The 23883-nt window shown below is 68.4% G+C and carries 30 protein-coding genes; 22 read left to right on the top strand and 8 right to left on the bottom strand.

The window, feature by feature from the left end; genetic code table 11:
• Window positions 1-5: 5 nt before the first annotated feature.
• Both E0H45_RS29940 and E0H45_RS29935 read right to left on the bottom strand, forming a co-directional pair.
• A complete protein-coding gene (locus E0H45_RS29940; protein ID WP_131343405.1) occupies window positions 6-461 on the bottom strand; it encodes a MaoC family dehydratase in 456 nt (151 codons plus the stop codon).
• A gap of 12 nt (window positions 462-473) precedes the next feature.
• A complete protein-coding gene (locus E0H45_RS29935; protein WP_131343403.1) occupies window positions 474-1229 on the bottom strand; it encodes an SDR family oxidoreductase in 756 nt (251 codons plus the stop codon).
• A 90-nt stretch (window positions 1230-1319) separates the two neighbouring features.
• On the opposite strand from E0H45_RS29935, the gene E0H45_RS29930 reads away from it, so the two are divergent.
• Genes E0H45_RS29930 through E0H45_RS29915 form a run of 4 tightly spaced genes read left to right on the top strand, consistent with a single transcriptional unit; the run spans window position 1320 to window position 3051 of the window.
• Window positions 1320-1745 (top strand): acyl-CoA thioesterase, encoded by a 426-nt coding sequence (locus tag E0H45_RS29930; RefSeq protein WP_238155372.1) that lies wholly within the window; start codon window positions 1320-1322, stop codon window positions 1743-1745.
• Window positions 1745-2161 (top strand): acyl-CoA thioesterase, encoded by a 417-nt coding sequence (locus E0H45_RS29925; RefSeq protein ID WP_238155371.1) that lies wholly within the window; start codon window positions 1745-1747, stop codon window positions 2159-2161. Before E0H45_RS29930 ends, E0H45_RS29925 begins: the two co-directional genes overlap by 1 nt.
• A gap of 15 nt (window positions 2162-2176) precedes the next feature.
• Window positions 2177-2596: a globin gene (locus E0H45_RS29920; protein ID WP_131343401.1), complete on the top strand. Its 420-nt coding sequence runs from the start codon at window positions 2177-2179 to the stop codon at window positions 2594-2596.
• Window positions 2597-2619: 23 nt separating this feature from the next.
• A complete protein-coding gene (locus E0H45_RS29915; protein ID WP_130381255.1) occupies window positions 2620-3051 on the top strand; it encodes an OsmC family peroxiredoxin in 432 nt (143 codons plus the stop codon).
• Between the two features lie 49 nt (window positions 3052-3100).
• Here E0H45_RS29915 and E0H45_RS29910 read toward each other — a convergent pair whose 3' ends face one another.
• On the bottom strand, window positions 3101-4084 hold the full coding sequence (locus E0H45_RS29910; protein ID WP_131343399.1) for a chitinase: 984 nt from the start codon (window positions 4082-4084) through the stop codon (window positions 3101-3103).
• Between the two features lie 138 nt (window positions 4085-4222).
• Between E0H45_RS29910 and E0H45_RS29905 the strand changes: the two genes are divergently transcribed.
• Window positions 4223-4918, top strand: coding sequence for a GNAT family N-acetyltransferase (locus E0H45_RS29905; RefSeq protein ID WP_131343397.1), 696 nt, complete (start codon window positions 4223-4225; stop codon window positions 4916-4918).
• Here the strand turns inward: E0H45_RS29905 and E0H45_RS29900 are convergent.
• Window positions 4866-5594 carry a mechanosensitive ion channel family protein gene (locus E0H45_RS29900; RefSeq protein WP_238155370.1) on the bottom strand — a complete coding sequence of 243 codons (729 nt, stop codon included), beginning with the start codon at window positions 5592-5594 and terminating at the stop codon, window positions 4866-4868. The genes E0H45_RS29905 and E0H45_RS29900 overlap by 53 nt on opposite strands.
• A gap of 101 nt (window positions 5595-5695) precedes the next feature.
• Here E0H45_RS29900 and E0H45_RS29895 point away from each other — a divergent pair, with 101 nt between their 5' ends.
• The 7 genes from E0H45_RS29895 to E0H45_RS29865 all read left to right on the top strand — a co-directional run bounded on the left by E0H45_RS29895 (window position 5696) and on the right by E0H45_RS29865 (window position 11518).
• Window positions 5696-6700, top strand: coding sequence for a hypothetical protein (locus tag E0H45_RS29895; RefSeq protein ID WP_131343393.1), 1005 nt, complete (start codon window positions 5696-5698; stop codon window positions 6698-6700).
• A 53-nt stretch (window positions 6701-6753) separates the two neighbouring features.
• Complete coding sequence (malQ, locus tag E0H45_RS29890; RefSeq protein WP_131343392.1) at window positions 6754-8871, top strand: 4-alpha-glucanotransferase; 2118 nt, start codon at window positions 6754-6756, stop codon at window positions 8869-8871.
• Between the two features lie 117 nt (window positions 8872-8988).
• Window positions 8989-9588 carry a lytic polysaccharide monooxygenase auxiliary activity family 9 protein gene (locus E0H45_RS29885; RefSeq protein ID WP_131343390.1) on the top strand — a complete coding sequence of 200 codons (600 nt, stop codon included), beginning with the start codon at window positions 8989-8991 and terminating at the stop codon, window positions 9586-9588.
• 81 nt (window positions 9589-9669) lie between these two features.
• Window positions 9670-10173 carry a hypothetical protein gene (locus tag E0H45_RS29880; RefSeq protein WP_131343388.1) on the top strand — a complete coding sequence of 168 codons (504 nt, stop codon included), beginning with the start codon at window positions 9670-9672 and terminating at the stop codon, window positions 10171-10173.
• Window positions 10174-10241: 68 nt separating this feature from the next.
• The gene (gene ctaJ / locus E0H45_RS29875) at window positions 10242-10532 is read left to right on the top strand and encodes an aa3-type cytochrome oxidase subunit CtaJ (RefSeq protein ID WP_131343386.1); all 291 of its coding nucleotides are present in this window, start codon (window positions 10242-10244) and stop codon (window positions 10530-10532) included.
• Complete coding sequence (locus E0H45_RS29870) at window positions 10519-10920, top strand: DUF5130 family protein (RefSeq protein WP_238155369.1); 402 nt, start codon at window positions 10519-10521, stop codon at window positions 10918-10920. Before ctaJ ends, E0H45_RS29870 begins: the two co-directional genes overlap by 14 nt.
• A gap of 1 nt (window position 10921) precedes the next feature.
• On the top strand, window positions 10922-11518 hold the full coding sequence (locus tag E0H45_RS29865; RefSeq protein WP_131343384.1) for a GNAT family N-acetyltransferase: 597 nt from the start codon (window positions 10922-10924) through the stop codon (window positions 11516-11518).
• Here the strand turns inward: E0H45_RS29865 and E0H45_RS29860 are convergent.
• The 3 genes from E0H45_RS29860 to pepN all read right to left on the bottom strand — a co-directional run bounded on the left by E0H45_RS29860 (window position 11500) and on the right by pepN (window position 15577).
• On the bottom strand, window positions 11500-12051 hold the full coding sequence (locus E0H45_RS29860; RefSeq protein WP_131343382.1) for a hypothetical protein: 552 nt from the start codon (window positions 12049-12051) through the stop codon (window positions 11500-11502). The two genes, E0H45_RS29865 and E0H45_RS29860, sit on opposite strands and share 19 nt — an antisense overlap.
• Window positions 12052-12394: 343 nt before the next feature.
• Window positions 12395-12925: a hypothetical protein gene (locus tag E0H45_RS29855; protein WP_131343380.1), complete on the bottom strand. Its 531-nt coding sequence runs from the start codon at window positions 12923-12925 to the stop codon at window positions 12395-12397.
• A 78-nt stretch (window positions 12926-13003) separates the two neighbouring features.
• The gene (pepN, locus tag E0H45_RS29850) at window positions 13004-15577 is read right to left on the bottom strand and encodes an aminopeptidase N (protein WP_131343378.1); all 2574 of its coding nucleotides are present in this window, start codon (window positions 15575-15577) and stop codon (window positions 13004-13006) included.
• A gap of 111 nt (window positions 15578-15688) precedes the next feature.
• On the opposite strand from pepN, the gene E0H45_RS29845 reads away from it, so the two are divergent.
• From E0H45_RS29845 to E0H45_RS29835, 3 genes are all read left to right on the top strand, one after another.
• A complete protein-coding gene (locus E0H45_RS29845; RefSeq protein ID WP_131343376.1) occupies window positions 15689-16303 on the top strand; it encodes a mycothiol-dependent nitroreductase Rv2466c family protein in 615 nt (204 codons plus the stop codon).
• Between the two features lie 81 nt (window positions 16304-16384).
• The gene (locus E0H45_RS29840) at window positions 16385-17152 is read left to right on the top strand and encodes a serine hydrolase (protein WP_131343374.1); all 768 of its coding nucleotides are present in this window, start codon (window positions 16385-16387) and stop codon (window positions 17150-17152) included.
• A 10-nt stretch (window positions 17153-17162) separates the two neighbouring features.
• Window positions 17163-17630, top strand: a complete 468-nt coding sequence (locus E0H45_RS29835; RefSeq protein WP_131343372.1) for a ribose-5-phosphate isomerase — start codon at window positions 17163-17165, stop codon at window positions 17628-17630.
• On the opposite strand, the gene E0H45_RS29830 is transcribed toward E0H45_RS29835, so the two are convergent.
• On the bottom strand, window positions 17594-17776 hold the full coding sequence (locus E0H45_RS29830; RefSeq protein ID WP_131343370.1) for a hypothetical protein: 183 nt from the start codon (window positions 17774-17776) through the stop codon (window positions 17594-17596). The genes E0H45_RS29835 and E0H45_RS29830 overlap by 37 nt on opposite strands.
• 10 nt (window positions 17777-17786) lie before the next feature.
• Between E0H45_RS29830 and E0H45_RS29825 the strand changes: the two genes are divergently transcribed.
• The 7 genes from E0H45_RS29825 (at window position 17787) to E0H45_RS29795 (ending at window position 23827) form a co-directional block, all read left to right on the top strand.
• Window positions 17787-18614, top strand: a complete 828-nt coding sequence (locus E0H45_RS29825) for an Fpg/Nei family DNA glycosylase (RefSeq protein WP_131343368.1) — start codon at window positions 17787-17789, stop codon at window positions 18612-18614.
• Between the two features lie 63 nt (window positions 18615-18677).
• The gene (locus tag E0H45_RS29820) at window positions 18678-19772 is read left to right on the top strand and encodes a PP2C family protein-serine/threonine phosphatase (protein ID WP_131343366.1); all 1095 of its coding nucleotides are present in this window, start codon (window positions 18678-18680) and stop codon (window positions 19770-19772) included.
• A 156-nt stretch (window positions 19773-19928) separates the two neighbouring features.
• On the top strand, window positions 19929-20987 hold the full coding sequence (locus E0H45_RS43420) for a hypothetical protein (RefSeq protein ID WP_238155368.1): 1059 nt from the start codon (window positions 19929-19931) through the stop codon (window positions 20985-20987).
• Between the two features lie 193 nt (window positions 20988-21180).
• Window positions 21181-22200 (top strand): hypothetical protein, encoded by a 1020-nt coding sequence (locus E0H45_RS29810; protein ID WP_131343364.1) that lies wholly within the window; start codon window positions 21181-21183, stop codon window positions 22198-22200.
• Between the two features lie 63 nt (window positions 22201-22263).
• Window positions 22264-22917 carry a class F sortase gene (locus E0H45_RS29805; protein WP_238155367.1) on the top strand — a complete coding sequence of 218 codons (654 nt, stop codon included), beginning with the start codon at window positions 22264-22266 and terminating at the stop codon, window positions 22915-22917.
• Window positions 22918-22928: 11 nt separating this feature from the next.
• Window positions 22929-23390: a hypothetical protein gene (locus E0H45_RS29800; RefSeq protein ID WP_238155366.1), complete on the top strand. Its 462-nt coding sequence runs from the start codon at window positions 22929-22931 to the stop codon at window positions 23388-23390.
• A gap of 17 nt (window positions 23391-23407) precedes the next feature.
• Window positions 23408-23827 carry an SRPBCC domain-containing protein gene (locus tag E0H45_RS29795; RefSeq protein WP_131343360.1) on the top strand — a complete coding sequence of 140 codons (420 nt, stop codon included), beginning with the start codon at window positions 23408-23410 and terminating at the stop codon, window positions 23825-23827.
• Window positions 23828-23883: the final 56 nt, after the last annotated feature.

The raw sequence follows: 23883 nt of genomic DNA, 5'->3' as shown, positions 1-23883 counted from the left end.
GGACGCTACGGAACGAGCAGTACGACGGTTTCTGCGACGCAGGCCGGCTTGGTGGAGTTCTCCAGTTCGATCACCCAGTTGAGGGAGACCTGGACACCTGCCGGGGTCTGGACGGCGTTCGCGATCGAGGCGCCGGCGCGGACCCGGCCGCCGACCGGGACCGGGGCGGGGAAACGGACCTTGTTGACGCCGTAGTTGAGTTTTGCGGTCACACCCTCGATCTTGAACAGCTCCTCGCCGAAGCGGGCGATCAGGCTCAGCGTCAGGTACCCGTGCGCGATCGTTCCGCCGTACGGACCCTTGGCGGCCCGCTCGACGTCGACATGGATCCACTGGTGGTCACCGGTCGCCTCGGCGAACTGGTTCACCTGCTCCTGGGTGATCTCCAGCCACTCGGTCTCGCCGAGCGGCGTACCGACGGCGTGCACCACCTCGTCGACGCCGTCGAACGTCTGCGGCATGTCGGCTTCCCCTCAGTTCCGTGGTCCGCCGGCGACGTACAGGACCTGGCCGGACACGAAGCCGGCCTCCTCGCTGCAGAAGAACGACGCCGCGGCGGCGATGTCCTCCGGCTTGCCGGTCCGGTTCACCGGGATGGTGGCAGCGGTCGCTTTCTTGAACTCTTCGAAGTCGACGCCGACCCGCGCCGCGGTGGCCGCGGTCATGTCGGTCTCGATGAAGCCCGGCGCGATCGCGTTCGCGGTGACGCCGAACTTGCCCAGCTCGATCGCGAGCGTCTTCGCCAGACCCTGCAGACCCGCCTTCGCGGAGGCGTAGTTGGCCTGGCCGCGGTTGCCGAGCGCCGAGGTCGACGAGAGGAAGACGAGCCGTCCGTACTTGGCCTCGACCATGTGCGCCTGGCAGGCCTTCGACATCAGGAAGCTGCCCTTGAGGTGCACCGACATGACCGTGTCCCAGTCGTCCTCGGACATCTTGAACAGCAGGTTGTCCCGCAGTACGCCGGCGTTGTTGACCAGGATCGTCGGCGCGCCGAGCTCCGCGACCACCCGCTCGACCGCGGCCGCGACCTGGTCGGACTGGCTGACGTCGGCGCCGACGCCGATCGCCTTGCCGCCGGCCTCGGTGATCGCCTTCACGGTCGCCTCGCAGGCGCCCTCGTCGAGGTCGATGACCGCGACGGCGTTACCGTCCGCCGCGAGCCGCTGCGCGACGGCCGCGCCGATTCCCCGGGCCGCCCCGGTCACGATCGCCACCCGCTGCGTGCTCATCCACCACTCCAATCGGTGCACTGGTCTGCCGGAGATGACATTACCCACGGTCAGTCACCGGGGTAGTGCCCCGGATGACATGATCGTCGTGTGGATCATCACAACCGCCACGTCTACCTGTGCCCGTTGCGCTGGGGCGACATGGACGCGCTGGGTCACGTCAACAACGGCCGGTACGTCGACTACCTCCAGGACGCCCGCGTCGATTTCCTGTTCCGGACCGCCAAGGAGCTCGGCGCCGACAACCTCGAGACCGGCCTGCTGGTGGCCCGGCACGAGGTGCAGTACCGCGCGCCGCTGCACTTCCGGCCCGAACCGGTGCGGATCGAGCTGTGGATCAGCGAGATCCGGGCCGCGTCGTTCACGGTCGACTACGAGATCCTCGACGCCGAGCCGGAACGCCGTACCTATGTCGAGGCGAAGACCAAGCTGGTCCCGTTCGACTTCGCGGCCAACCGCCTGCGCCGGATCACCCCGATCGAGCGCGAGGCTCTCCAGAAGCTGGTGGGCGCCTGATGTACACACACCCGGTGCTGGTCCGCTGGTCGGACATCGACTCGTACGACCACGTGAACAACGTGCGGTACTTCGACTACCTGCAGGAGGCCCGGATCGCGTTCCTCGGGCAGGTGATGGAGACCACGGGCGACTTCTTCGCGCAGTACCCCTGTGTGCTGGTCAGCCAGACCGTCGACTACCTGCGGCCGATCCTGCTGCGGCACCCGCCGTACGACGTGGACGTGTGGATCGCGTCCGTCGGTACGTCGTCGTACACGCTCGGCTCGCGGATCGTCGACCGCAGTGGCGAGTCGGAGGACGTGTACGCCAAGGCGGAGTCGGTGATCGTCGCCGTGGACGGTACGACGCACGCCAAACGAGCCCTCGGAGACCCCGAACGGGCAGCCCTGCTCAAGCATCTTGTGACTACTTGAGAGACTGGGTCCGAGATGACTGAGCAGCAGAGCTTTTACGACGCCGTTGGTGGGGCGGACACCTTCCATCGATTGGTGGCAGCGTTCTACCGCGGTGTTGCCGCCGACCCGGAACTGCGGGCGATGTACCCGGAGGAGGACCTCGGTCCGGCCGAGGAGCGCTTCCGGATGTTCCTGGAGCAGTACTGGGGCGGCCCCAAGACGTACTCCGACCAGCGTGGGCACCCCCGGCTGCGGATGCGGCACGCGCCGTTCGCAGTCACCCCGAGTGCGCGGGACCGGTGGCTCGGCCACATGCGGGCCGCGCTCGACGAGATCGCCCTGTCCCCGGAGCGGGACGAGGAGATCTGGCGCTACATGGTGATGGCCGCGCACAGCATGGTGAACACCGACGAACCGCAGTACCCGGGCGCGATCGACGTGTCCGGCCGCTGAACCTTCTAAGGAGAATCACGAGCATGGCTGCTACCCGTACCGCCAAGGCCCACTGGGAAGGCTCGCTGCTGGAGGGCGGCGGTCAGGTCAACCTGGAGTCGTCCGGTCTGGGCTCCTTCGACGTGACCTGGGCCGCGCGCACCGAGCCGGAGGCCAGCGGCCGGACCAGCCCCGAGGAGCTGCTCGGCGCCGCGCACTCGGCGTGCTTCTCGATGGCGCTGTCGCACGCGCTCGCGCAGGCCGGCAACCCGCCGGCGTCGCTGGACACGCAGGCCGACGTGACCTTCCAGCCCGGTGAGGGCATCACCGGTATCAAGCTGTCCGTGAACGGCAACGTCCCCGGCCTGACCGCCGACGAGTTCGCCGAGTTCGCCGAGGGCGCGAAGAAGAACTGCCCGGTCTCGCAGGCGCTGACCGGGACGACCATCACCCTGGACGTCACCTTCACCGCCTGACAGCACCACAGTGCCCCGGAGAGCCTGGCTCTCCGGGGCACTGGTCTTTTCAGAGGTGGTACTGCGCGATCACCTTGGTGAAGTCGTAGGCCTTCTGGGAGATCCCGCTGCACGAGTCGCCGTCGCCGCCGCTCGAGCACGGCCGGTCGCGGTTGATCGACCAGAACGTGAACCGGGCCAGGTGGTGCTGCTGCGCGTACGACAGCAGCGTCTTGAAGTCCTGCAGCCGGACTGTCTCGCCGGCGACGTCGGTCTTGCCGTTCATCGACGAGATGCCCATCCGCCGGTACGCCGCGTCGTCGGAGTACCCGTACGCGCTCTTGAGCTTCTTCTTCAGCCCCTCGGACGCCTTGATCGACAACGTCGCCATGTTCGTCGACCCGCCGTCGAAGTCGAACGGCATCAGCACCCAGCCGTCGTTCGCGAGTCCGGCGGACGCTGCCTTGTTGATCAGCCCGGTGCCCCACGAGTCCGGGCCGCTCTGGTCGGTGCCCATCGTGATGTAGGTCTTCAGGCCGGAGTTCTTGGACTTCACGATTTTCAGGGCGTCGACGACCCGCTGCTGCACGGTGTTGTTGTGGAACTCGGTGTCCTCGATGTCGATGTCGATCGCCTTCAGCTTGTAGGCGTCGATCACCTTCTGGTACGCCCCGGCCAGCGCCGAGGCCGAGCTGCATTTCTCACCGAGCTTGTTGCCGGACCAGCCGCCGAACGACGGGATCACGTCACCGCCGGCCGCGCGGATGCTGTTGATCGCCGACTGGTCGGACCCGCCGGTCAGCGCACGATCGCCGTCCCACTTCGGGTTGCAGCCACCGTCGGACAGTACGAACGCCAGCGTGAACCACTTGTTCCCCGCGGCCTTCATCACGTCGGTCGGCTTCTGCGGGTTGCCCCAGCCGAGATAGAGGTACGGCGCCGCCGGCATCGCGGCCGGGTCGGCGGCCTGCACTTGGTGCGTACTCGCCTGCGCAACGGCGGCGAAGCCGGTCACCAGGCATGCGGCGGTCACCGCGCTCACGAGGATCTTCATGACTCTCCTTGGATCGGGGGACGGTCAGAGTCTTCGAATCAATAGGAAGGTTTCCTAATGATTCTGCTCGATCATGGCCCTCCGGTCGCGACGCGTCAACAGGTGAAATCTGTCGGTGCGGCCGAGCAGACTGCTCGCATGCCCGATGCCTTGCTCGACAACCACCTGACCTTCCTCGCTGCCCACCGCGGTGCGGTTCGCCGGTCCACCGACGCGATCGAGGTGGTCGGGGAGTCGGAGGAGTTCTCCGCGTGGATACCGCTGACGCCGGACGCTTCGTTGCCGACCGGTGCCTCGACCGTTCGGTTGGTGCCGTCGAGCGGTGCCGGGTGGGAGGAGCGGTTGGCCGCGGCGGGGTTCAAGGCTGCCGAGGTGCTGGTGCACATGGAGGCGCCGGCCGGGTCAGCGGTTGGAGAGCCGGTGGCCGCGATCGACTCGGAGGCGGACGCGGTGGGGTTCGCCGAGGTGCAGAGTGCGGCGTTTCTCGAGGTGGGGGAGCCGGACTACGACTGGTGGCAGAAGATGTTCGCCGAGCAGGCCCTGAAGAACTACCGGGAGCCCGGCCAGTCGCTCTACCTGCTCCGCGTGGACGGGGATCCGGCCTCGATCACGTTGGTACTGCGGACCGGGCCGGTCGCCGGCGTCTACGCGGTCGCGACCAAACCGCAGTACCGCGGCCGTGGTCTGGCGACGAGGCTGCTGGCGCAGGCGCGCCGGGACGCGGCCGGTGGGCGGCTCACCTTGCAGGTGGTCGAGGGTTCGGACGCCGAGCGCCTGTACCTCAGCCTCGGCTTTCGTCCTGCGTACCGCTCGCCACACTTTCGTCGGCCTTAGATTCTTCCTTCTCGGTGCCGGAGCCGACGCCGGAGTCGGCGGCGCTGTTCGGGTCGCGGGTAGTCAGGTTGCCGACCCGGAGCACCTCGCCGTTGCGGACGTACCAGGTGGTGCCGTCCTCGCCGCGCAGGGTCGTGATCCGCAGGCCGACCGCGACGACGACGCCGGTCGCCTTCTCCATGTCGATCAGATCGCCGACGCCGTACTGGTCCTCGAAGATCATGAACACGCCGGCCAGGAAGTCCTTCACGAGCGTCTGCGCGCCGAAGCCGAGCGCCACGCCGATGATGCTCGCGGACGCGATCACCGGCATGATGTTGAAGCCGAGCTCGGCGAGCACCATCACCACCAGGACGGCGGCCAGCACGATCGTCACGATGCTGCTCAGGAGTGAGCCGATCGTCTGGGCGCGCTGGGCGCGGCGCTCACTCGCGAGCGTGTTCTCGACGAAGTCCTGACCGATCCTGGACTTCGACAGAACCCCCGCGACGGCGCCGTTGCCGGTCCGGCGGGCGAATTTCCTGATCACTTTGTGAAGCACCCAGCGGAGCACGAAGAAGCCGAGGATCAGGCCGGCGATCCGGGCAGGCACAACCACGACCTGGTCGGTCACCTCCAGCTTGCCGTCGTTGCCGGTCCGGAAGAACGTCGGAAAGGCGTCCGGCAGGCTCAGCAACGGTGAAAACAGGGGGTGACTGACTAAGGACACAAGGTAGCTGGTCAGAATAGGCATCTCGCCGCCTGATGTTAGTAGGGCTGACAAGGAGACGCGATCGCATGTCGAGCCGGCTGGACGACGAGCTTTCCAGGCTCGTGAGCGCTGGTGTGCTGCGCCAGTACCAGGCCGACTCGATCCGGGACGCCGCTGACGCGGAGCTCGACGCAGTGCTGGCCGACCCGGGTCGACCGCGGCAGCAGCAGGAGCCTGCCGGTCCGGAGCCGGCCAAGGCGAAGGAGCCACCCGCTCCTGCCCACACCAGCGCGCTGGTCGAGGTGCTCGGCTACATCGGTGGCGCGCTGCTGCTCGGCGCGGTCGCGCTCCTGACCTTGGCGAACTGGGGTGAAATGGGCCGTGCCGCGCGGATCACCACCGGTACGGCGGCCGCGGTTGTCCTGCTCGGTTCGGCCGTGGTGCTGGCGCTGCTGCGGCGCTGGGGACAGTTGAGTTCGGCGCTCGCCGCGTTGGGGTGTTGCGTGGCCGGGTTCGCGACGTTCGTGGCCGTCGAGGGGGAGGCCGGACGGGTCGTCGGGGTGGCGGTCGCGCTGGCGCTGGCGGCCGGCGGGTTGTGGTGGCTGAAGGAGCCTTCGTTGCTCGTGGCAACGTTCGGGATCCTGGCGGTCGGTGTGTTGGTGATCACGGCAGACGTCCTCACTCCGGACACCGGCTCGGCCGCCAACAGCGCCGGGATCGCCGGGACCGGTTTCATCCTGGTCGCGTTCGTGTTCGCGATGCTCGGCCTGGTCCGCGATCAGGTGACGTCGTGGTCACTGGCCGGAGCCGCGATGTTCAGTTCCTCGATCTGCTGGCTGGTGCAGGATCGCGGCGAGATCATGGCGCTGGCAGTCGGTACGGCGGGGCCTGCGGCGTTGCTGGTCGCCTACGGGCGGACACGGCGTTCGGCGTACGCCGTGGTGGGCTGCTCGATCCTCCTGGTCATCTGGCCGACCGCCCTGTACCAGCTCACCGACAACCTGGCCGGTGTGGCCATCGGACTCGTCGTAGCCAGCGGAGTCCTCCTGCTCGCCGTACTCATGCTCAGCCGCCGCCGCTCGAACGAGTAACGCAACGCGCGCCGTTTGGCCGTTGGTGCGGTTGATGCGGCAGACTCGCTGGGGTGACAGCTCCCACTCCGGCCCTTGTCGAGCTAGCGGTTGCCCATGGCGTGGCGACGGAGTACTGGAACTGGCAGGGCGAGCATGTGATCGTCTCCAGTGAGGTCGTGGCCGACGTACTCGCGGCACTCGGTGTGGATGCGTCGACACCGGAGAAGGCGGCGCTGGCACTAGCTGAGCACCAGGAGGCGCGCTGGCGTCGTACGCTGCCCGCCACCGTGGTGATGCGGGAGGGCTGGACCCCGTGGTTCGCCGTACACCTGCCGCACGGGTCGTCGGCGGAGGTGTGGGTCGACCTCGAGGACGGCGGTCAGCGGCGGGACATCCCGCAGCAGGACCACCTGGTTGAGCCGGTGTGGATCGACGGGGTACAGGTCGGCGAGGCGACGTTCCAGCTGCCGGGGGACCTGCCGCTCGGGTACCACCGCCTGTGCGCACGGATCGGTAGCAACCCCGAGATCTCGGTCAGCACGCTGATCGTGACGCCGCGGAAGCTGGAGCCGGAGAACCTGCACCGGACGTGGGGCTGGGTGCTGCAGCTGTACTCCGTTCGTTCCCGGCGCTCCTGGGGCATCGGAGACCTGCACGACCTGGCCGACCTGGCCGCATGGTCGGCGCACGACCTGGGTGCCGGCTTCGTACTGGTGAACCCGCTGCACGCTGCGGAGCTGGCAGGCCGCATGGAGCCCTCGCCGTACCTGCCGGCGTCGCGGCGGTTCGCGAACCCGATCTACCTACGGATCGAGGACGTCGACGAGTACGGCGACCTGGCCCCGGCGGAGCGGGACCGGGTCCGGACACTGGCGCTGCAAGCGCGGGCGCTCAGCGAGGACTCGACGGCGCTCGACCGGGACACGGTGTGGGCGGCGAAGCGTGAGGCACTACAGGTGCTGTTCCGCGTGCAGCCGTCGGTGGGACGGATCGCGGAGTACGGCGCGTACTGCGACCGGGAGAGCCAGGGGCTGATCGACTTCGCCACCTGGGCCGCGATCGCCGACGTGCACGGGCCCGAGTGGAGCAAGTGGCCCGAGGAGCTGCAGGAGCCGACGTCACCGGACGTTGTTGCCTTCCGCAACGAGAACCCGGATGCGGTGGAGTTCCACTGCTGGCTCCAGTGGCAGCTCGACGAGCAGCTGGCGCGGACACAGGCCCGTGCGAAGGCGGCCGGCATGTCGCTGGGCGTCGTACACGACCTGGCCGTTGGTGTGCATCCGGACGGTGCGGACGCGTGGGCGCTGCAGGACGTGCTGGCGCGGGACATCCACGTGGGTGCACCGCCGGACGCGTTCAACCAGCAGGGCCAGGACTGGTCGCAGCCGCCGTGGCGGCCCAACGCGCTGGCTGAGACCGGGTACGCCGCTTGGCGGGACCTGGTGCGTGCGGTGATGCGGCACGGCGGCGGGCTGCGGATCGACCACATCCTCGGGATGTTCCGGCTGTGGTGGGTGACGTCGCCGGAGCGGCCTACCGAGGGCACCTACGTGCGGTACGACCATGAGGCACTGGTCGGCATCCTCGTGCTGGAGGCGCAGCGTTCCGGCGTGACGGTGATCGGCGAGGACCTGGGGACCGTAGAGCCCTGGGTGCGCGACTACCTGACAGAACGCGGCATTCTCGGTACGTCGGTGCTGTGGTTCGAGCGGGATGCCAACGGGAAGCCGCTGGCACCGGAGCGGTGGCGGGAGCTGTGCCTGGCCACTGTCACCACCCACGACCTGCCGCCGACCGCTGGGTACCTCGCCGGTGACCACGTGGAGCTGCGGAACCGCCTTGGTCTGTTGACTCGCCCTGTGGCGGAGGAGCTCGCTGTCGACGAGGCGGACCGTGACGCTTGGCTCGACGCGCTGCGCGAGCGGCACCTGCTCAGCAACACGGACGGCGAAGTAGCGCGGATCGTCGAGGCCATGCACCGGTACGTCGCGCACACGCCGGCCAAGCTCGTCGGTGTCGCGCTGACGGATGCCGTCGGAGAACGCCGTACCCAGAACCAGCCCGGCACCACGGACGAGTACCCGAACTGGCGGGTGCCGCTCGGCGGGCCGGAAGGCGAACCGGTGCTGGTCGAGGACCTGCCGAACAACCAGCGCCTCCGTCGCTTGATCGGTGCACTGAATATCTAGCTTTCCGTATTCACCTGCTCACGAACCGTTGACAATAGATTTGAACGGTTGTTTTCTATTGAGCAGGAGAGGCGCCCTTCCTTCACTGTCCACCGCCCCAACAGTGCAGGAGTTCGCATGCTGCGAAAACGGAAACTCAGCATGGCCGGAATTGCCGTCGGAGCATTCGCTTTGACGGTGTGTACGTCGGTTCCGCTCGCCTACGGCCACGGGTTCACCACCGGCCCGGCCAGTCGGGCCAAGAACTGTCAGGACGGGGTCGTCACGAACTGCGGGCAGATCCAGTGGGAGCCGCAGAGCGTCGAAGGCCCCAAGGGATTCCCGCAGAGCGGTCCCGCGGACGGGAAGCTCTGCTCGGCAGGGCTCGGTCAGTTCGCCGAGCTCGACGACCAGCGCGGCGGGGCCTGGCCGGCCACGCAGCTCCAGGGCGGGCAGGGGTTCACGTTCTCGTGGCACCTGACCGCGGCGCACTCGACCACCGACTTCAAGTACTACATGACCAAGCAGGGCTGGGATCCGACGCAGCCGCTGACCCGGTCCGCACTCGACCTGAATCCGTTCCTCACCGTCGCCATGAACGGCACACGGCCACCCAGCGACGTGTCGCACCCGGGCACGATCCCGACCGGTCGCACCGGAAGGCACATGATCCTCGCGGTCTGGACGATCGCCGACACGGCAAACGCCTTCTACCAGTGTTCGGATGTTAATTTCTGATTCAACCTGAGGTTTCGGCAATATCTTTCTTGGGCAGTGCACTCCTTGAAATAACCGCCCCATATTTCAAGGAGTGTCCCCATGAAGTCATTGCTCCGTCGTGTCGTCGTCCCTCTGGTCGCCGTGGTCGTCGGCCTGCTGCCCGGTGTGGTGGCGGTCGAGCAGGCGTCCGCCCTGACCAAGCTGACGCACTCGCAGGCGACCGCGATCTTCAGCGCCGCCGGCATCACTTGGTCGTCCAGCGGCAACTGCTCCGACTGGAACAACTCGACCTGTACGTCGTTCACCAACATCAACGACTCGACCGTCTACGGCGTACGCACGCTGAAGCAGGCGAGCGGGTGCGCGGTGAACATCACCGGTGGCACCGAGGTCGGCCATGCCAGCGGCACGTACAGCCACCGGAACGGGTACAAGGTCGACATCTCGAAGTACACGTGTGTCGGCAACTACATCCACAACACGTTCACCCGGATCGCCGACCGCGGTGACGGCGCCGCCCAGTGGCGCTCCGGCGCCGGCAACATCTACGCCGACGAAGGCAACCACTGGGACATCACCTACTACAACTGCGGCGGCTGCTGACAGCTGTCCTGAACCTGTACGGGAGGGGTGTCGGCCTCTCCCGTGCAGGAGGTACTAGGCTTCAGGCCGTGATTGTCGAATTGTCCGGGCACTCGTTGCTGGTGTTCGTCGGGATTCCTGTGCTGGTCATCGCCGTGCTGGCGCTGCTGGTGTTCGCGTCGTCGATCGCGAACGGGCCGCGGTACCGCCCTGGCCTGTCCTGGTGGGCCCCGCCGGTCTGGATCAACGGACCGACGGCGACCAAGCCGGACCCGGCCAACCTGCCCGAGCTGCCTGAGCTGACCAGCGCGCCGGGTGCCACCGCGACTGCCGCCACCGGCGTCGCCCGCACGCTCGGAGGCGCAAGTGCCAGCTGGTGACGCATTCACCCCGGACCAGCTCTACGACATCGAGCGGGCCGTCCGGTACGCCGAGGAGACCTCCGGCCTGCACTTCTCGGTGTACGTCGGCGGCGCGGACTCGGAGACCCGCCCGTTCGCCATCGAGCTGCTGAACGAGCTGGACGACCCGGACCACACGGTCCTGGTGTACGTCGACCCAGCCGGCCGGCGCCTCGAGATCGTCACCGGCGAGCAGGCCAAGCGGCAGCTGTCGGACTCGTCCGCGGGCCTGGCCGCGCTGACAATGCAGACGTCGTTCGCCACCGGCGACCTGACCGGTGGTCTGGTCACCGGCGTACAGCAGCTGGGTACGCACGCGCATCAGGCGCCGATGCTGCACGCCAACGACGAGGCGCACAAGCTCTGACGTGGCCGCGCTCCAGCCACATCGCATCGACCTGGGCGATGTAGTCCTCCGCCCGTTCGTCGCGTCCGACGAGCCCGCAGTGGCGCTGGCCCTGCAGGACCCCGGGATCCTGCGCTGGACCGCGGGTACGGCGGTGATCAGCTCACCCGCCGACAAGCGTGCTCGCCGCTGGCTGGAGCCGCGCATCGACGGCTGGGCGCGTGGCAACGCCGTCTTCGCGGTCGCGGACGCGGCGACCGATCAGGTGCTCGGCAGCGTCACGCTCCGGGACGTCCACCGGGTGCCCGACCAGGCCGTCGCGGCGTACTGGGTCAGCCCGCTGGCCCGGGGCCGCCGACTGGGCGCTCGCGCACTCGACGCGGCCGCGCGGTGGGGCTTCGTGGCCGACGGGCTCCGGCTGCACCGCATCTCGCTCGACCATTCCCTCGTCAACGAGGGGTCATGTCACGTCGCACTGCGCGCCGGGTTCCAGCTCGAAGGCGTGATGCGCGACTACTACGTCGAGCCGACGGGGCAGCGCCACGACTCGCACCTGCACGCCCGGCTCGCGACCGACGCAGCGCCTGACCTAGGACGACCTCAGCCTGCTGGTTCGTAGGTCGGGCACGGGCTCTGGTACGCCGCCTGAGTGCGCGGGTCCAGGCACAGGTTGAGGATCTGCTCCGAGGACGTGCCGGGGCCGAGGTACACCACCCAGGTGCCGGTGACCGGCGCCAGCGAGCTGTTGGTGATGCCCGGGTACTGGCCGTCGACCAGCATGGCTTTCGCCGGTATACCGGCCCGTGTGATCTTGGTTGCGGTGTCCTTGGCCATCTGGCCCGCGTCGGCCGGGTACTTGTCCAGCATCGCGATCCACTGGCCTTGCTTGAACTTCGGTGACGTCGGTCCGGTGTTCACAGCCGGCGGTGTGGTCGTCTGAGCCTTCGCCGACGGGTTGGGTGCCGCCGCGGACACCGGAGGCTTCCGGTCCGCCTTCGTGGCGCTCCCAGTGGCACTGGCGGTCGGCTCGGCCGGTGCGGCGGCGCCGTTGTCGGTACCCGAACCCATCCGCAGCCCGTCGGCCGGCGAATCCGACGCCGTACCCCTGGTGAGGATGAACGCGAACACCGCGACCATCGCCAGGCTGGCCACGATCGCCGCTCCGATGGCACTGTGCGAACGCTGTGCCTTCCGCGGGCGCGCCTCGGGCGAGCTCCGCCTGCCTGCGGGCCGCTGCTGTCTCCGGGCAGCCCGAGCGGGTGGCTTGCGGTGGTCGACGCGTGTCACGGCAAGGGCCCCTCCCCAGACACCCTGGATGGATACATCCGGTGCAGCTTAAACCGAACTGCCGAAGAAGTGAGCGTCTCTCAGGTGGCGAGAATCTCTTTCTCCACAAGGGAATCGCGCACCGCGCACGCCCCCTCACGATCCGCCGACGAACAATCGTTTGACCCTCACCGAATGCAGTCGAGCGGTTGCGAAATCGCGATATCGCCTAGGTGCCGGAGGGGATGCCGTTGGGGAGCGGTTTGGGGCGGGTGTCGAGGGCGTCGTCGAGCCAGGAGTCGACGTCGACGTCGGCAGAGAGGATGTGGTTCACGTACGCCGTGCGCTCGTGACTGAGCACCTCCAGCTCCCACACGCACGGAGCGGCTCCGATCGGCGCCGGCCGGAGGTCGTCGACATCCATGCCGCTGAAGATGCTGAGCCGGGACTGGAAGTCCTTCGCCCAGCTCTGCACCACCAGGTAGATGCCGTCGTCGCCGAGGTGCAGTACGACGACGCCGAGTCCGACGGACCCCATCGCGTCGTCGAACTCGAGCTGGCGCGTGGCGGTGCTGCGGGCGATGTCGACCATCTGGTCGTCCCACTGCCTTCCGCGCGCCGTGACGACGTACGGCTTCACGAGGCGGTTGGCGTAGCGCCAGGGCATCAGTGGGGTGATGGGGCGTGGTCGGTACGCGTCTGCGAGTCCGGTCAGCGCAACAGCTGCCGCACCGGCCAGGGCGGGGTCAGAGGCGGGCACCGGTCCAGTCTTACCGCACCGCGAGGTTCAACGCGACAGGGCCGGTCGCGTATGAGACCGGCCCTGTCAGAACGTCGATCAGGCGACGTTGTCCTGCGCCTGCGCGGCGATCGCGCGAGTCAGATCCGCCTGGGCCTCGGTGACGTACCGGAGCGTCGGAGCGTCGACGGACGACGACTCCACGGCCAGCCAGCCGGTCAGCGCGTCCAGCGCCGCCTGGTCGGCCAGGTGCCGCGGCGACAGATACACCAGCACGTTCTCGCCCATCGACGAGCCCAGCCGGGTGTACACGTCCTTGGCCGCGTTCAGGTACTTGTCGACGTACGGCCGCAGCAGGTCCTCCTGGCCCGGCTGCTGGAAGCCGAGGATGGTCCGGAACTGGGTCTCGTTCGGAGTGTCCTCGGACTCGACGGCGATCCGCCAGGCCTCTTCCTTCGCCTCCACGGTCGGCCGGGCGGCACGGGCCTGGGCGGCCCGCTCCTGACCGGTGATCGTGGTGTCGCGGGTGAGCTCGTCGTCGATCTCGTCCGCACCGATGCGGCCGAGCCGGGACAGCGCGACGATCAGCGTCCAGCGCAGGTCGGTGTCGACGACCAGGCCCTCCGGCAGGTCGCGACCCTCAAGCCACCCGGCGAGCCGGTCGGCACCGGCGTCCGAGAAGACGGCCGAGCTGTAGGCCCGGACGAACGCGAGTTGGTGGTCGCTGCCCGGCTCGGAACCGGCCACGAGACCAGCCAGCTCCTCCTCGAACTGCGCGCGCAGGGCGGGCCGGTTCTGCGGGGCGGCGTACTGGTTGATGGCGCTGCTCGCCTGGTTGAGCAGGGAGCGGACGCCGGTCAGGTCGGTCTCGGCCCGGATGCCGCGCAGCACGATGCCGACGTACTGGCTGGCCGGCATCTCTGCGTCCCGGGTCATGTCCCACGTCGAGCCCCAGGCGAGCGCCCTCGGCAGCGACTCGGTGAGCTGGTCGATCGACTCCACCAGCGTGGCCCGCGACCGCTCGTCCAGCCGGATCTTCGCGTAGGTGAGGTCGTCGTCGTTCAGCAGCACCAGGTCCGGCTGGGTCGCGCCGGTGAGCTCGGGGAGCTCGGTCCGCGGCCCGTCGATGTCCACCTCGAACCGCTCGGTCCGGACCAGGCCCTCGTCGGTACGCCGGTACAGGCCGACCGCCAGCCGGTGCGGCCGCAGTACCGGGAACTTCTCGGTCGCGGTCTGCTCGATCGCGAAGGAGGTGAACGCACCTGCGGAGTCGACGGCGAAGTCGGCGCGCAGCGTGTTCACGCCCGCGGTCCGCAGCCACCGCTCGGTCCAGTCGTCGAGGTCGCGGCCGGACGCCTTCTCCAGCGGCTTCAGCAGGTCGGTCAGCTCGGTGTTGCCGAACGCGTGGTCGTGGAAGTACTCCTTCAGCGCGGTGACGAAGGTGTCCTCACCGACGAACGCGACCAGCTGTCGCAGCGTCGACGCGCCCTTGGCGTAGGTGATGCCGTCGAAGTTCACCTCGACCGCGTGGAAGTCGATCATGTCGGCCGCGATCGGGTGTGTCGACGGCAGCTGGTCCTGCCGGTACGCCCAGTTCTTACGGGCGTTGCAGAACGTCGTCCACGCGTCGGAGTACTTCGTCGTCGCGACCACCTGTGCCCAGTGGCTGGCCCACTCGGCGAACGACTCGTTCAGCCACAGGTCGTCCCACCAGGTCATCGTCACCAGGTCGCCGAACCACATGTGCGCCAGCTCGTGCAGCACCGTGTTGGCGCGGGCCTCCAGCTCCGCGTGCGTCGTACGGCTGCGGAACAGGTACTCGTCCCGCAGCGTCACGCAGCCCGCGTTCTCCATCGCGCCCATGTTGTACTCCGGCACGAAGGCCTGGTCGTACTTGTGGAACGGGTACGGCGTACCGAACGCTTCCTCGAACAGTGCGAAGCCCTGCTTCGTGACCTCGAACAGGTCCTCGACGTCCAGCGCCTCCTTCAGCGACGGACGGCACAGCAGCGACAACGGGTACGTACCGTGCGGACCCTCGTACACGTCCGTCACCACGTGGTACGGACCCGCGACGACAGCGGTGATGTACGTCGAGATCCGCTCGGTCGGCGGGAACTCCCACCGGGCCAGCTCCTCGCCGTTCTCACCCTGGTACGGCGTGGGCTCGGGCGTCGGGGCGTTCGAGATGACGACCCAGCGGGCCGGTGCGGAAACGGTGAACGTGAACGGGGCCTTGAGATCGGGCTGCTCGAAGGTGGCAAACACCCGGCGGGCGTCGGGCACCTCGAACTGGGTGTAGAGGTAGGTCTCCTTGTCGGCCGGGTCGACCGAGCGGTGCAGCCCTTCACCGGTCCGTGAGTACAGGCAGTCCGCCGCCACGGTGAGCTCGTTGCGCTCGGCCAGCCCGTCGAGCTGGATGCGGGCGCCGTCGTACACCACGTCCGGGTCGAGGGTGACGCCGTTCAGCGTGATCTCGCGGACCTTGTCCGCGATCAGGTCGGCGAACGTGCTCGCGCCGGCTACGGCGGTGAACGTGATGGTGGTCACCGACGGGTAGGTCGGTGCGCCACTCGGGGCGTTGGCCAGATCGAGCTCAATCGCGTAGCTCACGTCGCTGACCACGCCCGCACGGGAACGCGCCTCGTCGCGCGTCAGGTTGGTTCCAGGCATGTCGGCATCCTATGCACCTGGCTGACGGCTTGGATGCGGGTTTCCCCCCGACATTGGGTATTGGATACCGAGTCGGTATAACCGTTCCTTCAACTTTGTATGATGGTGAATATGACTGCCTCTGCAGATTTCTGGTTCGACCCGGCCTGCCCCTGGGCCTGGATGACGTCCCGCTGGATGCTCGAGGTCGAGCAGGTCCGGGATGTGAAGACGACCTGGCACGTGATGAGCCTCGCCGTCCTGAACGACGGCCGCGACGACCTTCCGGAGAAGTACAAGGCGAATCTGGTCAACCTGCGGGGCCCGGTCCGGGTGCTGATCGCCGCCGAACAGGCGCACGGCAACGAGGTGCTGCTGCCGCTCTACACCGCGCTGGGCCGGCGGATCCACATCGAGGGCCGCGGCATCGGCGACGGCAAGGGTGACGTGGTCGCGGAGGCGCTCGCCGAGGTCGGCCTCCCGGCGTCGCTGATCGAGGCCGCGGACACCGACCGGTACGACGACGCGCTGAAGAAGTCGCACCACGCCGGCATGGACCAGGTCGGCATGGAGGTCGGTACGCCGGTGATCTCGGTGGAAGGCACCGCGTTCTTCGGTCCGGTGGTGACCCCGGCGCCCAAGGGTGAGGCGGCCGGCAAGCTCTGGGACGGCGTCCGTCTGGTGGCCGGCACCGAGGGCTTCTTCGAGATCAAGCGCACCCGGGACCGCGGCCCGATCTTCGACTGACGGTTCAGGGGTTGAACTGGAGCCGCCTGGCCGGTGAAAGTTGCTCACGCAGGAATCCGTCCAGTCGTGAGTAGGTTTCAGATGACCTTGCCCCTGACCCTGACCGCCGGCATCGCGGTGTTCGACCGTGAAGCATCGCAGTTCGTCCACCAGCAGGACGCCGACCGGCAGTTCCGGTCGGCGTCGGTGGTGAAGCTGCTGATCGCGCTGGACTTCTTCTGGGACCGCGGTCCGGAGTACGACGTACCGCCCGCCGACCGGGAGCGGCTCGAGGTCATGCTGCGGAGCAGTGACGACGACGCGGCGAGCTACTACTGGGAGCAGCTCGGCGGTGCGGCCGTTGTCGACCGCATGGTCGAGCGGCTCGGTCTGACCCACACAGCCGGCCCGCCGGCCAGCCACCCGGGCTTCTGGGGGTACGTCGCGATCACGGCCGCCGACACCGTACGGATCTACCGCTACCTGCTGGAGGACGCTCCGGTGTCCGTGCGCGAGTACGTGATGGGACAGCTGCACCAGGCGACCCGCCACGGAACCGACGGCTTCGACCAGTACTTCGGGATCGCATCGGTCTTCGAGACGGGCTACAGCATCAAGCAGGGCTGGTCCGGGTTCCACGGATCCAGCGGGTACCGGTCCGACAAGGCGAAGCCGCAGTCCGTGGTGGACCTGGTCAACGACGCGCTGCACACGACCGGCACGGTCGGGGCGGACGACCGGAGCATCGTCGCGGTGTTCACACTCCACCCGAGTGGTACGCCGTACGAGCAGGCCTACGCCGCTGTGACGCAGCTGACTGCGGGCCTGACGGTGCCGGGCGGCGTACGCGTGCCGGCGAGCGGACAGTAGATTGCTCGCCATGCGAGTGCACATCGGCTCCGACCATGCCGGCTTCGAACTGAAGAACCACCTGGTGCAGCACCTGACCGCTGCCGGGCACGACGTCGTGGACCACGGTCCTGCGGTGTACGACGCCGTCGACGACTACCCGCCGTACTGCCTGCGCACCGGATTGGCGGTGGTCGACGAGCCGGGCAGTCTGGGCATCGTCGTCGGTGGCTCGGGCAACGGCGAGCAGATCGCCGCGAACAAGGTCAAGGGCGTCCGCGCGGTGCTGGCCTGGAGCACCGACACCGCACGTCTCGGCCGCGAGCACAACAACGCCAACGTGATCAGCGTCGGCGCCCGGATGCACTCCGAGGAGGAGGCCACGGGGTTCGTCGAGACGTTCCTGGCGACCGACTACTCCGGCGAGAAGCGGCACACCCGTCGGATCGAGATGCTGTCCGGCTACGAGTCGACCGGCGAGCTCCCGCCGCTGCCCTGATCGTCATGCTCGTCCGCGTCGGTCTTCGGCAGCACCGGCCGGCGTACGACGGGCTGACGGGGGCGGGACACGTCACGCGCCCGCATACTCCGGCCCGTGCCGACCACGGCCGGCGTGGGTGTCTTGGAACCACCTGTCGTCCCCATATGAGGAATCATGCCTGAAGGTCACACGCTGCACCGGCTGGCGAACGACGTCTGGGACGCGTTCGGCGGCCGCCCGGTCCGGGCGTCGAGTCCGCAGGGCCGGTTCGCCGAGGGCGCGGCGCTGCTCGACGGGCACCTGCTGCGTCAGACCGAGGCCCATGGCAAGCACTTCCTGGCCGACTTCGAGGGCGCGGGCTGGCTGCACATCCACCTCGGGCTGATCGGCAAGATGGACATCCGGCCGGCGCCGGTGCCCGTGCCCGTCGGCCAGGTCCGGCTCAGGCTGCAGAACGGCACGTCGTACGCCGATCTGCGCGGCGCGACCGTGTGCGAGGTGATCACCGACGAGGAGCGCGACAAGCTGCTCGGCCGGCTCGGTCCGGACCCGCTGCGTGACGACGCGGATCCGGACCTGGCATGGAACCGGATCCACCGTAGCAAGCTGCCGATCGGTCAGCTGCTGATGAACCAGGACGTGCTGAGCGGGGTCGGCAACGTGTATCGCGCCGAGGTGCTGTTCCGGGCCAAGCTGAACCCGATGACGCCCGGCAACGTGGTGAAGAAGCGCGAGTGGCAGGGCATGTGGGACGACCTGCTCGCGCTGATGAAGTACGGCGTGGAGACCGGCCGGATCGACACCGTCGCCGACGACCACACACCGGAGGCGATGGGGCGTGACCCGCGCCGGGACGACCATGGTGGTGAGGTGTACGTCTACCGGCGCCAAGGGCAACGGTGCTACGTCTGTCAGTCGGTGATCCGGACGAAGATCCTCGCGGGTCGTAACTTGTTCTGGTGTCCCCGATGCCAGCGAACCGGACTCACTCGCAAGAGCTGAAAGCCATCAGTTGTGTTGCGAATTGATGCGCGGACCGATCGGTACCGTTATGTTCTTCACACCATGAGGAAGAGCGGCGGACTTGCGCTGGTGCGACGCATCGGCCGCCGGGTCGAGGCGCTCGGCCGTCGTGCCCGTCGTTCGCACCGGGTGGCGTTCGTCGCCCTGGTGCTGGTGCAGCTGGTGATCTCCATCGCGAGCGAGATCTGGATGACCTTGGTGCCGGCGTCCTTCCTGATCGTCCCGCTGGTCGTCGGCGGCGTTCTGCTGCGGTTCGGCGAACTGGTGGCACTGACCGGGATCACGACGGCGTTCGGCGCGTACGTCGTCCTGTCCCGCGGAATGACGCTGCCCCGGATCGGGTTCGTGCTGGTGCTCCTGATCGTCGGCTGGATCATGATCACCAGCGCCAAGGTGCGCAGCCGGCTGGGCGTCGCCGGCACCCGGAGCGAGTCGATGCTGATGGAGCTGCGGGACACGCTCACCGCGCAAGGAGAGATGCCGCCGTTGCCGCCGGGCTGGCGGGTCGAGGTCGCGATCCAGTCCGCCGGCGGGTCGACGTTCTCCGGTGATTTCGTGGTGTCGACGATGCACGGCGACCTGCTCGAGGTGGCGCTGGTCGATGTCTCCGGCAAGGGCATCGACGCGGGGACGCGGGCGCTGCTGCTGTCCGGAGCGTTCGGCGGACTGCTGGGCGTCGTACCGGTGGAGGAGTTCCTGCCGTCCGCGAACCGGTATCTGCGGCGCCAGGACTGGGACGACGACTTCGCGACCGTGGTGCATGTCGTGCTGGACCTGCAGACCGGCGAATTCGACGTACGGACCGCCGGGCATCCGCCCGCGATTCAGTTCGATGCGTGGTCGGGGCGGTGGCAGACGCGGGACGCGGACGGGCCGTTGCTCGGGCTGATGGAGTCGCCGGAGTTCGAGGTGAACCACGGGCTGCTGAAGCTCGGGGACGCGTTGTTCCTGTACAGCGACGGGATGGTCGAGACGCCGCGGCAGGACATCGGCCGCGGTACGGACCGGCTGGCGGGATTCGCGGAACGGCTGGTAGGGCAGGCGTTCCTGGGGGCCGCCGCGGAGCTGGTCGCCTCGGCCGGCGGAACGGGTGACGACTCGGCGATCGTCATCATCCACCGCATGGCGCATGCCTGAGGCAACTAAGTCTCTCGTTGTCATCCCCCGTTTTGTTGACTTGGGCAACGAGAGGGTCATACTGCTGAAGAGATGTCCGCCCGGGCTATGGCTGCAGGTGAGACAGGGGGACTGGGGATGGTTGTCAAGGGGGTTCGTGCTCAGGCTGCCGGAATTGTGGCGGCTGCTGGAGCGCTCACAGTTCTGATCGGCGCTGCCGCGATGGTCGTCCGGCCGGGCGCGGATGCTGCGCCGGACGGTGCGGCGATGGCTGGTGCGGCGATGGTCGCGCCGGGGAACAACGGGACCATCAAGATCGACGGGGTGGAGGTCGGCGACAGGCCGCCGCAGAACAATCCGCACCAGGGGTGTTCGTTCACCGTCGAGTTCTACAACTTCGACCAGGGGCCGTACAACGCGCAGGTGATCTTCCAGGACCAGGCGCCGACGGCCAACGGCGGGCTGCAGGTGGTGTCCGGTGACCTCACGCCGTTCATCGGCGGTGATCCGGCGGGTGGTGGTAACGACCTGGACGCTCGGCCGGTCTACACGCTGAAGTTCACCGGTCAGCCGCATCCCGTCCAGGGGTACCACGTCAAGATCACCATCCACGCCCCCGGCTCACAGGGCAGCGACACCAAGCACAAGGTCTTCTGGGTCAAGGGCTGCGACGCCCCACCACCCACCACGCCTCCGACGACGCCACCCACGACGCCGCCGACGACGCCACCCACGACGCCGCCGACGACGCCACCCACGACGCCGCCGACCACGCCGCCGACGACGCCGCCGACCACGCCGCCGACGACACCTCCGACCACGCCGCCGACGACACCTCCGACCACGCCGCCGACGACACCTCCGACCACGCCGCCGACGACACCTCCGACGACGCCGCCGACCACGCCGCCTACGACGCCTACGACGCCTCCGACCAAGCCGACGGTGCCTCCCGGCACCCCGTCGGGCACGGTGCCGAGCAGCGTGCAGCCCACGACGCGGCGGCCGTCGACGAGTTCGACTACGCCGGCGCCGACGCGCCACACGAGTTCGGCGACCTCCGGCGTACCGACTGCTGTGGATGCCGGCCTGCCCGGTCCGCCGACCAGCGCGGTCGCGGCGACCACCGACAGCCGAACGAGCGAAACCGGCGGCATTCTGATGACGCTCGGAGGCATGCTGCTCGCGGGTGGTGCGATCGCCTCCCTCCGCCGCCACGGCCGCCACGCCAGGTAGCCCGGGCAACGACCGGATCACGCACCGGCGGGTCACCACGATCCATCCGTGATTGTTGTCCACAGGCCTCGCCGCGAAGGCCTGTGGACAACCACGCACGACACGGGGTCAATCGTTACCGAACAACCTTGACTGCTGTAACGAAACCGAAATACTTCTCTAGGCTTACCCCTGCACTCGTTCGAGGATGGACATGACCCACACGGGCGTTCGCTCCCGGGCTGCCGGCATCTTCGCCGGCGCCGGAGCCCTTTCCCTGCTCCTCGGCGCTACGGCTCTGCTCGTCGCGCCGTCCGCCAACGCCGACCAGACCGGCGGTCACAACCCGCCAGGCAACAACAGCACCATCAAGATCGAGGGCAAGGACATCAGTTCGCCGCCCGACAACAATCCGCACCAGGGTTGCGAGTTCCGGGTCGAGTTCTACAACTACGACAAGGGCGCCGACTACTACGCCACCGTGACGTTCGCAGACCAGGCGCCTACGGCTGACGGCGGAGTGACGGTCGTCTCCGGCGACCCGCATCCGTTCATCGGCGGGGACGATGCCGGTGGCGGCAACGACCTGGATGCGAGTGTCCTGTACACGCTCAAGTTCACGGGCGAGCCGCATCCGAAGCAGGGCTACCACATCAAGATCACCGTCGAGGCGCCTGGCTCGATCGGCAACAACAAGAAGTACAAGGTCTTCTGGGTGGAGGGCTGCACCACAACGCCTCCGACCACCCCGCCGACGAGCCCGCCGACCACGCAGCCGACGTCGACGGACACTCCGCCCACCACGCCGCCGACCACGCCTCCGACGACTACGGACACGCCGCCGACGACTCCGCCGACCACGACGGACACCCCGCCGACGACTCCGCCCACGACTCCGCCCACGACTCCGCCCACGACGACGGACACGCCGCCGGTGAGCCCGTCGGAGACGCCGTCCACGACGCCGACCTCTCCGGGTACGTCGACCAGCCCGTCGGACACGCCCCCGACGGTCACCGAGTCGACGCCGGCCTCCGACGTCCCGAGTGACACCCCGACGGTCGGCGTACCGACCGAGGTCGACGCCGGCTTCGGCGGACCGAACGCCAACTCGGTTGCCGACAGCAACAGCCCGTTCGGTCTCGCGGGTGGTCTGCTGCTCGCCGCCGGCGGTGCGATGCTCGCCGGTGCCGGAATCGTCGCGCTCCGTCGACGCGGGACGCACAGCGCCTAGTAGTGACCTGACATGAGCTCTGCCCGTCGACGCGGCCGCCCTGCTCCACTTCGGTGGAGTGGGGTGGTCGCGCTCGTGGGTGTCGGCGTACTCGGGGCCGGTGCGTACCTGCAGTTCGGCGGTGACGAGCAAGCCGGTGCGTCACCGTCGTCGACGCTGCCGACCCCGTCGGCCACCTCGGCGAGCTCGGCGACCTTGGCTGCACCGACGACGCCAACTGCGGGCTTGGGTAAGCCTGCAGCTGTCCCCAGCTCGTCGGCCGGCAGTACGGCGACAGCGCGCGCCGGAAGGCCTATGGGCATCAGCATCCCGCGGCTGGGCGTTACGGCCCCGGTCCTCGCGATCGACGCCGTACATGCCGCGTTGACCCCGCCGTCCGACCCGTCCAAGGTCGGCTGGTGGTCCGGGGGAGCGCAGCCCGGGAGCAAGCGCGGTTCCGCCATCATCACCGGCCACACGGTCCACAACGGCGGCGGCGCGTTCGACAACCTCGGCAAGTTGGTTCCGGGGTCCGTTGTGCGGGTGTCGACAACTCGCGGTCAGTTGGCGTACCGGGTTGCCGCTGTGGCGACGTACCGGAAGGCCACGCTGGCGAAGCGTGCCGGGCAGTTGTTCGACCAGAGTGTTCGCGGGCGGCTCGTCCTGGTGACGTGCGAGGACTGGAACGGCGAGGTCTACCTCAGCAACGTGGTCGTCGTCGCCCTGCCGATGGCGTAGCCTGCTCCGTCGTGACGATCGATGGGCTGGGCGACACGTTCGGCGCTCGCGCGGATCGGGCGGCGCCGGAGGTCTCGTTCGAGGAACTGGTCGCGATGATGCCGGACGCGTTGCGCGAGGTCTTCCCGCCGTACCGCTGGCAACTCGCGAAGCTGTGGGAGCTCGATCTGAAGGTCGAGCCGGTCGAGATCGCGGACCTGGTCTGGATGTTCGACCTGCCGCTGTGGCAGCTCGAGGGCGAGAGGTTCAAGGTCACGCCGCATCAGGTCGCGGAGACGCCGATGAACTTCCGGGCCCACTACCAGCGGGTGATGGACGCGGATCTCGACTTCCCGATCAACCTGGTCGCGTACCGCGGCCGGCTGGTCGTGCTGGACGGCGTACACCGGCTGCTGAAGGCGCATTTCCTGCGCCGCCGGTGGATCGAGGCGACGATCGCGACCGCGACACAACTGCGGTCCTGCGCCGTTTGATTGGCAGGATGGTCGGCATGGACAGCGTTGAGCGTGAGGTGTACGTCGAGGCTCGGCCGGAGGTGGTGTGGGCCGCGGTGACGCAGCCGGAGAGCTTCGCCCGGTGGTACGCGTTCGGCGGCGCGGAGATCGACCTGCGGCCGGGAGGGCGGTTGGTGATGCGCTGGGACGAGCACGGGGAGTTCTTCGGGTTCGTGGAGAAGGTCGAGCCGGGCCGGCGGTTCGCGTACCGGTACGCCGTCGATCCCGGTGTGGAACCGGCGCCGGGCAACGCGAACCTGGTCGAGTTCACCCTCACCCCGGAAGGCGAGGGCACCCGCCTGCTGGTCGTCGAATCGGGCTTCGAGCGACTGGACAACCAGCAAGACACCGACCAGTCCGCCCAGGCCTGGGACAACGCCCTCGCCACCCTGACCGACCTGGCCCCGACGCTCTGACCGGGCGGTCCGACGCGCCGGGGGTGTCGATGTTGATGTGTCACTATTATCATTGG

The sequence above is a fragment of the Kribbella soli genome (genome assembly GCF_004331345.1).
Lineage (GTDB): Bacteria > Actinomycetota > Actinomycetes > Propionibacteriales > Kribbellaceae > Kribbella > Kribbella soli.
Note: the sequence above shows the minus strand (reverse complement) of the source record. Positions and strands in the feature narration are given on the sequence as shown.